We start from the raw sequence: 16,546 nt of genomic DNA, 5'->3' as shown, positions 1-16,546 counted from the left end.
AAGAAATGAACATAGAAAGATTATTGCGAGCAATCGGCGCCCGTCCTGAAGATCAGCGCAAGCTGCTAATGATGGCGCCTGTTTTTTTTATTTGCGGCATATCCGAGATGCTTAATTATAACGGCTTCATGACGTTGTTTAACCAAAGGTTCGGAAGCGAATATCTGCCATATGTTTATGCGGCGGAAGCGGTTATTTTGCCGCTCGAGGCGTGGCTGTTGTCATGGCTTGCTGCCAGATTGCCTAAGCCGAAGCTCATGCGTGTCTTGTTCGGCATCATGCTCGGCATCGTATTGGTCAACGCAATTGTACTGCTGGCGATGCAAGGCTTTGGCATAGAGGCCAGAGCTTACTACCCGGTTCTGTTTATTGCGTCCAGCTTCGTTGTCAGGCAGCAGACTCTCCTATTATGGAGTCTTGCAGTCGATTTGTGCTCAACACAGCAGGCGAAACGCTTGATGCCCGTATTTGTAGGTTCTGCGACTTTGGGCGGAGTGGCAGCAGGCTTGCTCGCTCAGCTGATCAGTTTGGCATTTGGGCCAGAGGTCGTATATGCAGCGAGCGGGCTGCTGCTGATTGCTGCATTGCCCAATTACCGGAAAGTCATCTCACGTTACTTGGTTCCGCTCTCCATTAAGATGGAAGCGAGTGCCTTGGAAGAAGAGCAAGTGTCAACAGCTGCCGTGTTCAAGCATGCACTGCGCTCCCCTTTTCTGCTTACTGTAATTTTGCTGATGACGCTTATGCCTGCCCTTTATTTCCTTATGGAATATGAGTTTTTGAATGTGACCAAAATGTCATTCCCAAGCGAGCAGGCCTTCAGCCGCTTCTTCGGGATGATTACGATGGTATTGTTCGTGCTTGCGTTTCTTCTGCAAACCGTATCCGGAAAGTTAATGGCGCGGCTTGGTGCAAGCCAGATGCTTACGGCTATATCAGGCGTGTATGTTCTATCCTTCGCTGCTGCTTTGTTTTTCGTTGGCGGAACGGCGGCACTTCCGATCATTTCTGTCGGTTATATGCTGCTGTATTTGCTTCTGTATTACTCTGCGGAGCCTTCGTATCAGCTGTTCTTCAAGACGCTGCCTCTTGCGCAGCGTGACAGCTACCGGTATGCGGCGCAAGGAATCGCGGCGTCGGCTGGTATAATGATCGGAGCCGGACTGCAGTTTCTGCATTCAGGCTTCGGCATGACATGGACAGCATTATCCTTTGTCGGCTTAGCAGGGGCTGTTCTGCTCTTCGTACTCGCATGGCTTGGCAGAAGGTTTTATATGCGTGAGCTCGTAAGCAGCGTGCAGACGATCGGCGAGCAGGACTTGGCTGAGCAATTCGATGAATTTGGCCGGAATGAGGCTGCGATTGCTGAGGTTAAGAGCATGCTCAAGCTGCCGGCTGATTCAGCGAAGGAAATCGCCCTGCAAATTCTAGCAAGGCTGCAAAACCAGAATGACCTCCCAGATCTGCTTGAGCTGATTGAGGATCCGAATCCGCGGATTAGAGTTGCTGCGGTACGGGCAATGAATTTGGAGAGTGCAGATCTCCATGCGATGGTCAAGGTTGCTGCGTTTCTCGAGGACCCGGATGACGAAATGCGTGCCGAAGGCGTGAGGCAAATTGGCAGAATGAAGCATATGGAGCATCAGGCTTTCTTCTTCCTGCGCCAGAAGCTGCTCGATAACCATCCAAGCGTTGTAGCGGAAGCGGTCAAAGCGATGTACTCTTTCAACAATGCTCCAAGTATTGAAGCTTGTGGAGAAGTCATTAATCGCATCCTCGATGAGGGCGGCGAATCGTCAGTATACATATGCCGCGTCATTGCGGAGCTGGAGCTAACGGTTTTCATTCCTAAAGTTGAACGGCTAGCCGATGAGGCACATCCTGCTGCTCGTGTAGCGGCTATCGCTTGCCTTGGTCGACTGCAGGTCGTCGCTATTATTCCAAAGCTGCTGGAGAAGCTTCCTTTGATGGATCAGGAGATGCTGAGGACGACGACGCAAAGCTTCATCCAAATGGGAGAAGGCGCTATTGCGCCGCTGCTCGCCAGCTTGCCGGACTCACCGCCCAAGCGCTGGAATTCCGCGATGTCAGCGTTATCTGTGCTGCTTCCTGACGAAGAGGTTCGTACAGTACTGACGGATGAGGCATTAATGCGTCTTAGTGAGCTCGAAGCAGCGCTTGGTTATTCCGTTTCGCTGGAGCAGCTCGGGCAGTCGGAGCTTGCAGAGCTGGCACTGCGTCGCTGGCGCGAGGTTCGCACTTTTATAATAGAAGGTGTGTGGGCTGTACTGTCTAAGCTGGCGGACGAGCAGGTCGTTGATGCCATTAGACGAGCAGCAGCTGATGAGGATGAGGAAATTCGCAGCAATGCATGGGAAGTGCTGGCGGAAGGAATGGGCGAGCGCCGGCTCTCTCAGTATTTGCTTACCGTTCTTGAGCGAGGGGAAGAAGGCGGCGCTGTTGGCACGGATGATGCAGCGCTCGCGATACTTATGAACGCAAGGCAAGGCAGTGATGATTGGTGGCGTGAAATTGCCGCAGCGGTGTTAGTAGAGGAGGGTGCAGAAGTGGGAAGCGAGCAGCAGATGATGAGCCGCTTGAATAAGGTTATCTTTCTTAGACAGGTTCCTTATTTCGCAGATTTGTCGCTGGAGGAGCTTGGCTTGATCGCCAATATTGCTGAGGAGCATATCTGCCTCGATGGCGAGAACCTGCTGGAGAGAGGCGAGCCAAATCCGGCCATGTATGTGATCGTTGACGGCAACATTGAGCTCACGAGCATCTCGGCAGCGGGCTGGGAAGGAACGATTGGCGTTCTTGGTACAGGCGATGTCTGCGGCGTGACCTCGGCTCTCGACCTTACGGCTTCAACCGTGACGGCACAATCTTTGCTCGGTGATGTGAAGGTGTTGAAATTGCTCGGCGAAGACGTATCTAGACTTATTCGCCTGTATCCAGAAATCGGTATCGGGCTGCTGCGAGCTTCATTTGCTCGCATTAGGCTGCTTGAGGAAATGATGATGCGAATTGATTCTTAGCCAGAAAGCACGGTTTCCGGTTGCAAGCCATCGTCAGATTGCATATAATATAGATTATTGTTTCATATTCGCAGTAAAGCGATGATGGAGAAGAGTAAGCAGTACTTTCGCACAGGGAGAAGGCGCCGTTGATTGAGAGCGTCTTTACGTGAATAGGCTGCTGAAGATTCACTCCGGAGCAGACGCCTGAAACGCCTACAGCGGTTAGCCGCTTGGTGCGAGTAGGGATTGTCCGGTTCCCGCCGTTATGGGGCTAAGGGATAACCATTCACAGCAGGCAGTCAGGCGATTATCGCATGCGGCTGTACGCAAGTGCGAATGTGTTGTCCGAATTAGGGTGGTACCACGGTTCTTTCGTCCCTTTAGGGAGAGAGGGCCTTTTTTTGTGTCAAGAAACAGGGATGAAGACATGGAGGCGAAGAAGAATGAAGGAACGATTGGAAGGATTGCGCGGCGAAGCGCTGCAGGAGCTTGGGCAAGTGGATACTCCTCAGCAGTTGAACGATCTGCGCGTAAAGTATTTGGGCAAAAAAGGCGCATTGACTGAAATTTTGCGTGGCATGGGTGGACTAAGCGCGGAGGAACGTCCGGTGATCGGACAGGTAGCGAACGATGTTCGTGCCGCGATTGAATCGGTTATTGACGAGAAGCAGGAGACGTTCCAGCAAGCTGAGACGAATAACCGTTTACTCGCTGAGACGCTGGACGTAACTCTTCCCGGCAAGCAGCTGCCGACAGGCTCCATACATCCGCTTAACAAAGTGGCACAGGAGATCGAGGATGTATTTATCGGTCTAGGCTACACGATTGCTGAAGGGCCAGAGGTCGAAGAGGATTATTATAATTTTGAAGCTCTGAATCTGCCTAAAAACCACCCGGCACGCGATATGCAGGATTCGTTCTACGTGACGGATGACATTCTGATGCGTACGCATACATCGCCGGTACAGGTTCGCACAATGAAAGCCATGAACGGCCAAACACCGGTTAAAGTCATATGCCCAGGCAAGGTATACCGCCGCGATGACGACGATGCGACACATTCTTTCCAGTTCAATCAAATAGAAGGTCTTGTCATTGGCAAAAACATTCGGATGAGCGACTTGAAAGGAACGCTGCTGCAATTCGTTCAGCAAATGTTCGGCACGCAAGCGCAAATCAGACTGCGTCCATCCTTCTTCCCATTCACGGAGCCAAGCGCCGAGGTTGATGTAACCTGTGTACAATGCGGCGGCAAAGGCTGCCGGATGTGCAAGCAAACCGGTTGGCTCGAAATTCTTGGCTGCGGCATGGTTCATCCGCGTGTGCTTGAGATGGGCGGCTATGATCCTGAAGAGGTCAGCGGCTTCGCCTTCGGCATGGGCGTTGAGCGTATCGCACTACTGAAATACGGCATTGACGATATTCGTCATTTCTATACGAATGATCTGCGGTTCTTAAGTCAATTCGCAAGAATGTAACAATGAGAGAAAGGATGATAACAGATGAACGTTTCCTATAAATGGTTAAATGAATATATCGACTTGTCCGGCTTCACAGGGCAGGAGCTTGCGGAGAAAATGACTCGCGGCGGCATTGAGATCGACGTTGTTGAATCCCGCAATAAAGGCGTAACTGGCGTTGTTGTCGGCTATGTGAAATCGAAGGAAAAGCATCCAGATGCGGATAAGCTTAACGTGTGCAAGGTAGATGTGGGCACGGGCGAGGAGCTTCAAATCGTATGCGGCGCTAAAAACGTCGATGCAGGCCAACTCGTTCCTGTTGCTGTTATCGGGGCGGTTCTGCCAGGCGATTTCAAGATCAAGCGCGCCAAGCTGCGCGGTGTTGAATCGCAAGGAATGATTTGCTCGGCGAAGGAGCTCGGCTTGAATGAGAAGCTTCTGCCGAAAGAGCAGCAGGAGGGTATTCTTGTACTGCCTGCAACGGCGAAGATTGGTACGCCAATCGTTGATGTTCTAGCTATAGACGATGAGGTGCTGGAGCTTGATCTGACGCCAAACCGTTCAGATTGTTTAAGCATGATCGGCGTAGCTTATGAGATTGGGGCATTGACTGGACGAGAAGTTCGTCTGCCAGCGGCAGCTATCAATCACACGACTGTGCGCACAGATAGCCTTGTTTCGGTAAACATTAGTGCTCCTGATCAGTGCTCGCATTATTCTGCTCGTTACATTAAAGGCGTGAAGATCGCAGCATCACCATTATGGCTGCAGAATAGATTGATTGCCGCTGGCGTACGTCCTATAAACAACGTCGTGGATGTTACTAATTTTGTTATGCTGGAGTACGGCCAGCCACTCCACGCTTTCGACGCGGATCGTTTGTCTGGCGGTCGCATCGACGTCCGTCTTGCCAAAGAAGGCGAAACGCTTGTTACTTTGGATGATCAAGAGCGCAAGCTCGAGCCGCATATGCTTGTTATTACCGATGGTCAGCATCCAATTGCCCTTGCAGGCGTAATGGGCGGCGCGAGCACTGAGGTGACAGGTGAAACAGTTAATATTTTGCTCGAGTCGGCGAAGTTCGATGGCGGAACTGTTCGGAAAACTTCTCGTCAGCTAGGCCTTCGTTCAGAGTCGAGTATCCGCTTCGAGAAAGAGGTTGATCCAGCACGCGTTATTCCTGCACTTGACCGCGCTGCTGCGCTTATAGCGGAGCTTGCGGAGGGGTTAGTAACTGAAGGTATCGTAGAGGTTGCAGCTGCGGCTGTAAAACCTGCTAAAGTTGCGGTATCGCTGGACAAAATTAACGGTTACCTAGGTACGGAGCTGTCCCGTCTTGAGGTTCAAACGATATTTGGACGCCTGCACTTTGAATATGAGCTGTCTGACAGCAATGTGTTCACAGTGAACGTGCCGACGCGCCGCGGAGATATTACGCGTGCGGTTGACCTAATTGAGGAAGTCGCTCGTCTGCACGGCTATGATGAGATTCCGACAACGCTGATTCACGGCGATGTCGTTCCTGGCTCTTTGACGAAACCTCAGGCTATTCGCCGGGAGCTGCGCAAGCGTCTGTCGGATGCGGGTCTTCATGAGGTTGTTAGTTACTCCTTCACAGGTCCTGAGCGGACGAAGCTGTTCCCTGCACTTGCAGGTCAGACGAATCCGGTTCGTCTTGCGATGCCAATGAGCGAGGACCGGAGCGTACTGCGCACGACGCTGATTCCGCAATTGCTTGAGACGGCTGCTTATAACCGCAATCGCAAGAACGAATCGGCTTTGCTGTTCGAGATCGGCAGCGTATTCCATACGGATGAGGAGCAGCTGACTCGTCTGCCGCAGGAGAAGCACCGTTTCGCGGCGCTGCTTACCGGCAACCGTGCAGAGCCAGCTTGGAACGCCAAAGCTTCACAAGTCGATTTCTACGATGCGAAAGGTATTCTAGAGACGATATTCGCTGTGCTTGGCCTGACGGCAAGCGTCTCGTACGAAGCGGCTCAGCCAGAGCATTTCCATCCGGGTAGAACGGCAGCGGTCCTGCTTCATACGCCAAAAGGCAACGAGGTTATCGGCTATGTAGGGCAATTGCATCCGGCCTTGCAGCTGGAGTCAGATCTAGCGGACACTTATGTGCTTGAAATCGGACTTGATCTTGTTTATGATCTAGCAGATTCCGCAATCGCTTATAAAGTACTTCCTCGTTATCCGTCTATGCAGCGCGATATTGCTGTTGTGGTGGATCAAGAGGTAGCTGCTGCCAAGCTGACAGGCGTCGCATGGGATATTGCACGTGAATTGCTGGAGTCGGTTCGTATCTTCGATGTCTTCACAGGTGAGAAGCTTGGTGCAGGCAAGAAGAGCGTAGCGCTGTCGCTTGTTTACCGTCATGGCGAGCGTACGCTGACAGATGAAGAGGTTACAGAGCTGCATGGGAAGGTCGTTTTGCAATTAGAACAATCTTTTGCAGCTGAATTGCGCAAGTAGGCAGGAAACATTCAAAGCCGCATCGAAATAGTTCCTAGTGAGCTAACGATGCGGCTTTTTTCCTTTTGAAAATAAGGCATAATGTATGATGTAGGACGACTTGTGCCCTTAATTCACCGCGAAAAGAAAGCAGCTCCTTTATGGGACGACGACAGACGTCTATGCTTGGAATATAGGAAAGGGAATCATTTCGCCAACTTTCTCTATATTACCATGCGAAACGTTAGCTTATCCGTCAGAGGACGGCTTCAGCCGTTTATGCTTGCTCTACTTGGACAATAGGAGGATTCGCCTTAATGGATGCTGAACAAACGGTAGTTACGGTTGATATATATGGAGTCCAATATAAATTAAAAGGTCATACCAATGTTGAATATATGAAACGGGTTGCAACGGCAATTGATGAAAGCATGAAGAAGCTGGCAAAAGGTTATCCGCGCCTCGATATGCCAAAGCTAGCAGTACTCTCAGCTGTACAGATAACGGAGGAGGTGTTCCGGCTTCGCCGTGATAACACGAGACTTCTTGAGGAGGAAGCGAAGCTAAACCTGTTGATCAGGGAGCTGGAACAGATGAGCGAGCAGGCTGCCTCGCTGCAGGCTGAGCTTGCCGAGACGAAGCGGATGGCTAGCGAGCAATTGCAGCAGGCGAAAGCCGCAGCGGAGGCTGAACTGGCTGAGATGCTGGCTCTAGCCGCCGAACAGACGGCAGCTGAGAAGGCTGCTGCTGACGAGCTGCTCAAGCAGCAAGAGGATGCAATTGCATCGCTGACGCAGGAGCATGCGGAGCAAATCGCAGCACTGCGGGCGAAGAAGGACGAGCAGTTGACTCAAATCCAATCGAAAAAGGATTCCGAGCTGCACGAGCTGAAGCGAACGTTGGAAGCACAGCTCTCAGAAGTGCGTAGTTCGAAGGATGCAGAGCTTGCAAGGCTGAGAAGCCATCTTCAGCTGGAGCTGACTGAGCTGCAAAGCCAGAAAGAAACGGAGTATGCGGAGCTGCAAGAGAAGAAGGATCTAGAACTAGTCGAGCTACAAGTACAGAAGGAAGCTGAGCTTGCCCAGCTGAAGCAATTACTTGAATCCGAGGTTGCCGAGCTGCGGGAATCGAAAGAAAGCTTGAAGCAGGAGCATGAACTCGAGAAGGAAATTCAGCTTTCGGAGCTTGAGAGCGTGAAGGAAACTGAGCTGCAAGAGCTGAAGCGGGAGAAGGAAGAGCAGTTGAAGACGCTGCTTGCTGAACATGAATCCGCTCTTGCCTCCGTACTGGGAGAGAAGGAGTCGCAGCTTGCGGAGCTTGCAGGAAGCTGGCAGAGCAAGTGGGATGTACGGGAGCTAAGCTGGCTTGAGCACGCAGAAAGCTCTCAGCTTGAGCTTGCCCGCCAGAGCGAGGAGCGGGAGCAGGCGTGGAAAGCTGAAGCGGCCACAAAGGAGCAAGACTTCCGTGCTGATCTGGAACGCCGCAGAAACGGATGGCTGGAGGAGCGCAGCAGACTGCAAGCGCAAATCACGGACATTCAGCAAAGCTGGACGGTAGATAAGGACACGCTTGGGCAGCGTCTAGCGGAAGCGGAGGAGCAGCTCGTTCAGGCGATGGAGCAGGAAGAGATGTCCCGCACTTCATATGCTCAGCTGGAGAACAGCTTTAGTGAGAAGGAAAGTGAATGGTTGCTTGTTCAAAGTGAGTTGGCGGAATCCGTCGCTCAACTTGGAGAGCTTAAAGAGAGCAGTGAGCTCGCTGCTGCCCAAATTCAAGAGCTGGAGCAGAAGCTTGCTCATGAACGCAATCACGTTTCTGCCGCGGATAAGCGGGCATCGGATTTGCAGCAGCGTTTGAAGGATGCGCAGGAGCGCGAGCAGCAGCAAGGATTGGGGATTCTTCAGCTTGAGGAGCGGCAAAAGGAACTAGAGGAGCAAAAGCTGCAGCTGCAGCTTGAGCTGGAGGAAAAAGAGCTTGGGGTGCAAGTGCAATTGGAGGAGCAGCAAGTTTCGCTGCGCATGCAGCTGGAGCAGCAGCGTGAACTGCTTCAGGAGGAGCATGAGCAGCAGCTTGAGGCGATGCAGGAAGAGAAGCGTGAGCTGACGAGAACGCTGCGTCAGGAGCAGGAAGAACAGCTTAGAATGGTTGAAGCAGACAACGATGAGCTGTTTAAACAGTTTACAGCAGAGAGCAATGAACGTTACGAGCAGTTGGCGGCTGAACGTGATGCCCGTTTTGCATTATTGAATGCCGAGCATGCAGAGCAACAGAAGCAGCTAGCAGAGCAATACGAAGAGCAATTGCTCGAGCAAGAAATGCAGAACGAGGAGCAGCGCAAATTGCTCGTAGTTGATTATGAAGCGAAGCTTCAGCAAAAGGATACAGACTACGCTGAGCTTGGCAGAAAGCTTGCAGAGCAGCTAGAAGAGCAATTGCTCGAGCAAGAAATGCAGAACGAGGAACAGCGCAAATTGCTCGTAGTTGATTATGAAGCTAAGCTCCAGCAAAAGGATACGGACTACGCTGAGCTTGGCAGAAGGCTGGCGGAGCAGCTAGATGAGCAATTGCTCGAGCAAGAAATGCAGAACGAGGAGCAGCGCAAATTGCTCGTAGTTGATTATGAAGCCAAGCTCGAGCAAAAGGATACAGAGTACGCTGAGCTTGGCAGAAGGCTGGCGGAGCAGCTAGAAGAGCAATTGCTCGAGCAAGAAATGCAGAACGAGGAGCAGCGGAGATCGCTCACAGTTGATTATGAGGCTAAGCTCGAGCAAAAGGATACAGACTACGCTGAGCTTGGCAGAAGGCTGGCGGAGCAGTTAGAAGAGCAGTTGCTTGTGAAGGATGCGCAGCACGAAGAACAATTGAAAAAGCTGGCTAAGCAGCAAGAAGAGCAGTTGCTTGAGAAGGATGCGCAGCATGTAGAACAATCGAAGCAGCTGGCAGAGCAGCTAGAAGAGCAATTGTTCGAGAAGGAATTACAGCACGAGGAACAATATAGGCAGCTCGCTGAGCAGTTTGATCAGAAGTCCATTGCTTATGCTGCCGATCAGGCTGCAAGGTCTGAACAGCTGATTGACCAGCACGAGGAGCGCTGCAATAGACTTGCTGCCAAGCATGAGGAAGAGCGGACGATGCTCTTGCTAGAGCAAGAGGAGCGCATTCAGCTAGCGGCTGCTGAGCATGACGAGCAGTTGAAGCAGCTTGCAGCAAATCAAGAGGAACTGCTACTGCAGCAGCAGCATGACTATGATACGAAGCTTCGCAAGCTGCAAACGCAGCTGGACCAAATCGAGCAGATTGCAGCTTCTGCGGCAGAGGGCGAGCAAGCTTATAAAACCGAGCTTGAGAACCTTCAGCTAAGGGATCTCGAGCTAACCGAGCAGCTTGAATGGACAGCAGCACGCGAGCGAATCGCAGCGCAGCAGCTTGAAGTGGCAGCAGCCCGCGAACGCGAGCTGAGCGAGCAGCTCCAGGAGCAGCAGCAATTCGCTGAGCTTGCAGTAGCCGAGGCAGATCGGCTTGCCCTTGAGCAGCAGTCGCGAGCATCTGTGGAGAGCGCAATGCGCGAGCGGCTGGAGCAAGCCATGCAGGAAGCAGCAGCAGCATCTGAGCTCAAGGAAGAGCTGAGTGAGCATACGGCGATTCTCGGAAGAGTGCGTGAGGAAGCCGCCCGCAAGGCTGAGCAGCTTGCGAATGAGCGTGATGAAGCTGCGAGCGCGCTGGAATCTCTTTCCTATGAAAGGGATGAAGCGATGCGCTCAGCAGAAAAGATTGCCGGAGATCATGCCGATTTGCTTGAGCAGCATCATAAGTTGAGAAACGAGTACTCCAAGCTCCAAACGGAATATAATGAGTGGATCGAGCTCATTGAACATAGCTAATACAATGCGATTAATAGCAAGGGAAATTTCATGCAAGCAGCCCGTTCCAGAAAACTGGAACGGGCTGCTTTTTACATTACGCCTAAAGGGTATAGACATTCTCATGATTTCGTCTTAAACGACCTGAGCCATGTGTTCTATATAACTAACCGTAAGAAACTATAGAACCCGTTGGACCGCCAGCAGGCAAGCTTGCTAATCGGATGAGATCGGGTGTTACGACTGCCGGGTCTTTGCCGGTGGCATGCATCTCCGAACGAAGCGTCCCAGGATTATAGAGATTGGCTAGAATGCCGTATTCATATTCTTCACCTGCCAGTGTGCGTGTTAAAGACTCTAATCCGGCTTTGGCTGCACTGTAAGCAGCATAACCGCCTGAACCGCTCCAAGATAAGCCGGAGGTTATATTGATGATACGACCATATTTGGCTTTGCGCATAGCGGGGAGTACAGCCTTCGTTAATAAGAAAGGACCGGTGAGATTCGTAGCAATTTGGTTTTGCCACTCTTCGGAAGTTAGTTCCAGCACGGTACCTGATTCAAATACAGCAGCATTGTTCAACAGAATATCAATACGGTCAAACTGTTTCATTACAGCGGCTACTGTATCCTGTACCTGCTGCTCCTCTGAAACATCCGTTTGCAGAATCAGCGCATCCTTCTGCGTCTTCGCTTTAACAAGTGCTGCGGTCTCTTCTAGTTTGGACAAACGTCTGCCAAGCAGCACAACATCTGCACCTGCTGCTGCAAATGAAATGGATGCAGCGCGTCCGAGCCCCGTTCCTGCTCCGCTAATAATGGCGATCCGGTTATGAAGGTTGCCCATCACCATTCCTCCATTCGCTGTTCGTTTTGAGAATATCTTATCAGAGGAGTGGGCCTAGGGAAAGAGGAACCACTGTTCCGTGGCATAGAGGAGCAAGGATCTAAAATTACTGCACCAAAAGGTAAAAACAAAGTGTACCCTCTGCAATCGTATAATGAGTTTGGGTCATTCGTGAAAGCGGTTGCATATTAACAAGAGAAAGGGTGCGAAAAAATGAACCAAACAGCCCAGCGTAAATGGGGAAAAAAAATGTTGTCCTTGGTGCTTGCAGGGGTCCTTACGACCAGTATAGCTGCCAATGCGGCTCCGCATGCATACGCAGCGGAAAGTATTGCGTTTAAAACACAAAATGGAGGCGTTTTTGACGGAATGCCATTGTTCGACGGCAATCCGGATCACTTGGATGCTTATGTGGATCGTTATTTCGAGTACACAGGCTTAGAGGGTCCTGCTGTTTATGTAACAGGCTCCCGCAATCATTATACACTTACGCAAGGCGCGAATGCCGGCAAGGTGATCCCTGGCGCATTGGCTGCGGCTGATAATGTTCAAGGGGTTTCTACTGATTTCCCTGCTTTGGTCGGAATGGGACAAACCTGGAACAAGGAGCTTCTTGCTAATATCGGTAAAGTTATGGGTAATGAGAAGATCAGCTTGCTGAAGGTGAAGCAAGGCGAATCCAATATCCATGGAGGAGCCAATGCATCCGCGACTGTTGCATTCACGGTTGTCAGCGATATGCGGATTAATCCGCTAAGCGGACGATTTGACGAAGGTTACTCCGAAGACCCTTACATGGCAGGAACGTTGATTGATGAAATGGCCTCCGGTCTTAGCGGAATTGACCAATCGGCAAGTGAAGACGGCTTCTGGATGCGCGCTGCTGTCGGTACGAAGCATTATAGCGTATACAACGCACAATGGTTCCGTGAAACCGCTAATAATAGCGCCAGCGCAAGGGCGATGTTCGAGTACCAGACGCGCAGTCCGCTCAAGGGATTTGAATCTGGCTCGATCGCAGGTGTGATGACTTCATTCGGCCGGACCAACGGTATTCCGAATATTTTGTCTCCTCTGCAGCTTCATGCGAACGATTTCTCTAAATACGGGGTATACAGCTCACCAGACTTTAACGGTGATGCCCATGTCTCTAGTTCGGGCAATCTAAGCAACGGCTATGATACGAACTACGCAGTTGACCGTACGCATGCGACTGTCCTAATGGCGCTTGCTGAGGCGAATGCCGGACGACCTTCTGGAACAACTGCTGCGGATGTCCCGGATCTTGTTGCACTTGTCAACAAGGGCGAGTACGGCATAACGGCTGAAGATTTGATTACGGCTGCAAGGCCGCATGTCAACCAGATGGTGCGCGTTGGGATCTTTAACGAAGTAGATGACAACGGGATTCCTAAATTTTATCCTTTCGCTCAGGATGCAAAGGATGTACGGACAGCAGCAGCAGCAACCTACAGCTTGCCAGAGCATCAACAGGTAGCACTGCAAGCGGCTCAAGAGAGCATCGTTTTGCTGAAAAATGATGGCGTCCTGCCGCTGGCCAAAAATAAAAATGCTGCGGTGTCTGGTGTGTATGCTGATGCGAGATTCAAAACGACTTATTCAGTAGGCACGACACCGGTGCTTCCACAATCGGGCATCTCGCCGCTGCTAGCGATTATTAATGCAAATGGCGCAAATCATGTTTCTTATGATTCTGCAGGTAAAGTCATTGCACTTACGGCAGTGAGCAACAATCAGACGGTTACGGCTAATGTATACGATCCGAATGTCATTGCTGGAGGCGCTCAGCTTGTAACGACGGAAGATCCGCTGAATCCGGCAGATTCGGCGCACTTGTTCCAAGTGTTCGATTGGGGACAAGAAGGCTCCAGCTTGCTTTCGCTTAAAAACAATCGTTGGGTGACATCACCTACAGCGAATAATGCAGTTGTAGGCAATACGGATGCCACTAGGTTGAATTTGACGGATAACGACTGGGATCTTGCGGCTATGCTTGGCAACACAAGCGCCATTCCACCGAGACTGCGGATTGAGAACAACGCAGACCAGACGATCTCTTTAGTGGCAAACGGCTATAGAAGCGGCTTCTCTGGTGATTTCACCAACTGGTATTACGCCAATGGACGCTTTATTACGACAGGTGCAGATGCAAAGCTGAAGACAGCGGCAGCCGTGCTTGGCAACGCATCGAATGCTGCGAATCGCAGTGCAGACGTGAAATTCAAAGAAACAGTTGTGAAGGAAGTTGGACAAGATTCGATTGACCGCGCAGCAATTGATGATTACGCCGTCGTATTCGTAGGCGCGGTTCCACGCCACAGTGCAGGTGAAGGCAATGACCGCTCCAGCCTATACATGGGCGACGCGGATTATGAGCTGGTAGACAACGTATCTGCTGCTTTCGCGGCAAAAGGCAAAAAGACGATTGTTGTTGTTAAAAGCAGCTTCCCGGTCGGACTGGAAGATATTCAAAACAATCCGAACGTATCGGCTATCGTCTATCAGCCTTACGGCGGACAATATGATTCCCATGCATTGGCACAGGTGCTATATGGTGATTATGCTCCTACGGGCCGCCTAACTTCGACCTGGTATGCCGACATGTCTGCATTCCCGGCCATTAATAAATATGTCGTTCCTGAAGGCAATAAGACAGCATCACTTGCAACCATTGATCCGCGCTTCACGCTGGATATGACGAACGCTGATCCAATAGAGTCAAAGCTTACTTATATGTATACGGATGCATCCGTTACGTATCCATTTGGTTTCGGTCTCTCCTATAGTTCATTCTCCTATAGTGACTTGGCGGCACCAGCTAGTGCGAGCGGGAACGAGCCATTTACCGTTTCTGTAAATGTGAAGAACGAAGGAACGATTGCTACCTCTGAAGTCGTTCAACTGTATATTAAGAACAAGCAATCCGGCTATGGCGAGTCTGCTCCTAAGCAGCAGTTGGTTGGATTCGAGAAGGTACAATTAGCTGCAGGAGAAAGTAAAACAGTTTCCCTTTCGGTTGACGCCAATGATTTTGGTATTTGGGATGTAAACAAGAACAGCTTTATCGTCGAAGAGGGTTCATACACCTTGATGGTGGGCTCTTCCTCCCAAGCTATTCATGGAGAGAAAAACATTCAGATCAATGGCGATGAGCTTGCAGCCCTGCAAGTGTTTAAGCCTTTCAACGTGTTTGATCATGCTTTTGCGACTAATGAAGTGATCTATCATGAGGTTTCAAAAGAGCGTACCGCTCAAAGTCTAAAAGCGAAAAAAGTAGTCGGAGAATATTATGCGGTTAGATCCAAACAAAATGGTTCTTATGCAGCTATTTCTAATGTGGATTTGACAGGCACGACAAGCGTGAGCGCTTCGGTTGCCTCCGATGGAGCAGGTGGTATCATCACTTTGCATGCAGACACGCCAAACAGCGCACCGATTGCAATGATTGAGGTTCCTGCTACACAGCCAGTGTCGTATACGATTGCAAATGCATCCGTTCCGGTAACGGAGCTTGGTTACGTAGACGTTACTGCAGATTTGAGCAATACAAGCTTGAAGGGCAAGCATACGCTTTATGTCGTTTTCAAAGCAGCTGACCTTCGCATTGATAGCTTGGCATTCGTGAGCAAATCGGTAGTAAGCACTTCTAGTACAATGACAGCGGGGCAAGCAAATCCTATTGTCGTAATAAATAGCGACAGTGCGCCTTTCTCGGCTGCAGCGTCCAATATCGACAATTGGAGCTTAGAGACTGCTGACAGCGGAATTACGCTAGCCTCGGTAGAGGTAGCAGAATCTGGTTTGCAAGCAACGTTAACGTTCAGTGGAACAGCAAAAGCGGCAACGGTTTCTGTCCAAGCGAAGGCGGCCTCCTTCGACGGAAATGTAGAAGACAGCAATAAACTAAGTCTTACGATTGCAGCAGCTTCCTCATCTGGCGGGGGCGGGGGAGGTACAACAGTCACTCCTGCTACGCCGGTGGTTACGGTAACAGTTGCAACGGCAGCAGATATGGCCAAAGTGAAAAACATTCAGTCTGAAGGCGTTACAGTGGCTTCAGCTCCAGTAGCGATCAAAGTCAGTCAATTAAGCGGCTCCTACGCAGCAGCGACTGTAACGATTGAGAAGGATGCCGGTCAAAAGATTACAGCGTTAGCTTTGGTTGCCGATGACGGCACATTAACGCCAGTGCCTAGCAAGATCACGACAGATGCAAGCGGTAAGACAGTCATTAAAGCGCTTGTTTCTACAAGCGGAACCTACGTTGCTGTTTCCTCTGATCGTCAGTTCACAGACGTTGCAGCGGCAGCTTGGTATGCAGGAGAAATAGCCAAAGCAAACAGCTTGCTGTTAATTAATGGTGTTACAGCATCCACGATGCAGCCAGGCTCTCCTACTACGAAAGCACAAACCCTAATGGTTGCGCTTAACGTACTTGGTATCTCTCCGGATAAGAACGCAGAAGACGCGAGATGGTATGATGCGGTCGTTAGAGCAGCAAGCAAGCATAGGCTAGTTAGCTATTCTGCATTGACAGCTGATACCCCAATGTCGCGTGAAGATATGGCTGCGGTACTTGCGAAAGCTCTACAGCATGCGGGTATTGCTATTAAGCTAAGCGATGCGGAAGTCAGCAAGCTGCTTCAAGACTTCTCGGATGCGGCAAGTATATCTCAAGAAAACCGTGCAGCAATGGCAATTGCCGTGAAATACGGTATATTCAAAGGTAATCCATCGCAGCAATTGCAGCCTGACAGCACCATTACGCGGGCGGAGCTTGCAGCTGTTGCACTCCGTACTCAAAGTGCAATCGTTAAACTTATTTCTTAAATAGAAATGACGCACAGACTGGAAACAGTTTGTGCGTCATTTTTT

The 16,546-nt window shown here is 50.7% G+C and carries 6 protein-coding genes; 5 read left to right on the top strand and 1 reads right to left on the bottom strand.

Going from position 1 to position 16,546, the window contains the following annotated elements; genetic code table 11:
• Positions 1–5 precede the first annotated feature (5 nt).
• The 4 genes from FGT79_RS10355 (at position 6) to FGT79_RS10340 (ending at position 10,824) form a co-directional block, all read left to right on the top strand.
• Positions 6–3,038 carry a cyclic nucleotide-binding domain-containing protein gene (locus FGT79_RS10355; RefSeq protein ID WP_138752580.1) on the top strand — a complete coding sequence of 1,011 codons (3,033 nt, stop codon included), beginning with the start codon at positions 6–8 and terminating at the stop codon, positions 3,036–3,038.
• Between the two features lie 425 nt (positions 3,039–3,463).
• Positions 3,464–4,498, top strand: a complete 1,035-nt coding sequence (gene pheS, locus FGT79_RS10350) for a phenylalanine--tRNA ligase subunit alpha (protein WP_138752579.1) — start codon at positions 3,464–3,466, stop codon at positions 4,496–4,498.
• Positions 4,499–4,522: 24 nt separating this feature from the next.
• The gene (gene pheT, locus FGT79_RS10345; protein ID WP_138752578.1) at positions 4,523–6,964 is read left to right on the top strand and encodes a phenylalanine--tRNA ligase subunit beta; all 2,442 of its coding nucleotides are present in this window, start codon (positions 4,523–4,525) and stop codon (positions 6,962–6,964) included.
• A gap of 296 nt (positions 6,965–7,260) precedes the next feature.
• Positions 7,261–10,824: a cell division protein ZapA gene (locus tag FGT79_RS10340; RefSeq protein ID WP_138752577.1), complete on the top strand. Its 3,564-nt coding sequence runs from the start codon at positions 7,261–7,263 to the stop codon at positions 10,822–10,824.
• Positions 10,825–10,969: 145 nt separating this feature from the next.
• Here FGT79_RS10340 and FGT79_RS10335 read toward each other — a convergent pair whose 3' ends face one another.
• A complete protein-coding gene (locus tag FGT79_RS10335) occupies positions 10,970–11,650 on the bottom strand; it encodes an SDR family NAD(P)-dependent oxidoreductase (protein WP_138752576.1) in 681 nt (226 codons plus the stop codon).
• Between the two features lie 213 nt (positions 11,651–11,863).
• Here FGT79_RS10335 and FGT79_RS10330 point away from each other — a divergent pair, with 213 nt between their 5' ends.
• Positions 11,864–16,501 (top strand): glycoside hydrolase family 3 C-terminal domain-containing protein, encoded by a 4,638-nt coding sequence (locus FGT79_RS10330; protein WP_138752575.1) that lies wholly within the window; start codon positions 11,864–11,866, stop codon positions 16,499–16,501.
• Positions 16,502–16,546: the final 45 nt, after the last annotated feature.

This window comes from Paenibacillus sinopodophylli (genome assembly GCF_005930355.1).
Taxonomy (GTDB): Bacteria; Bacillota; Bacilli; order Paenibacillales; family Paenibacillaceae; genus Pristimantibacillus; species Pristimantibacillus sinopodophylli.
This window is presented reverse-complemented; position numbering and strand designations above follow the sequence as displayed.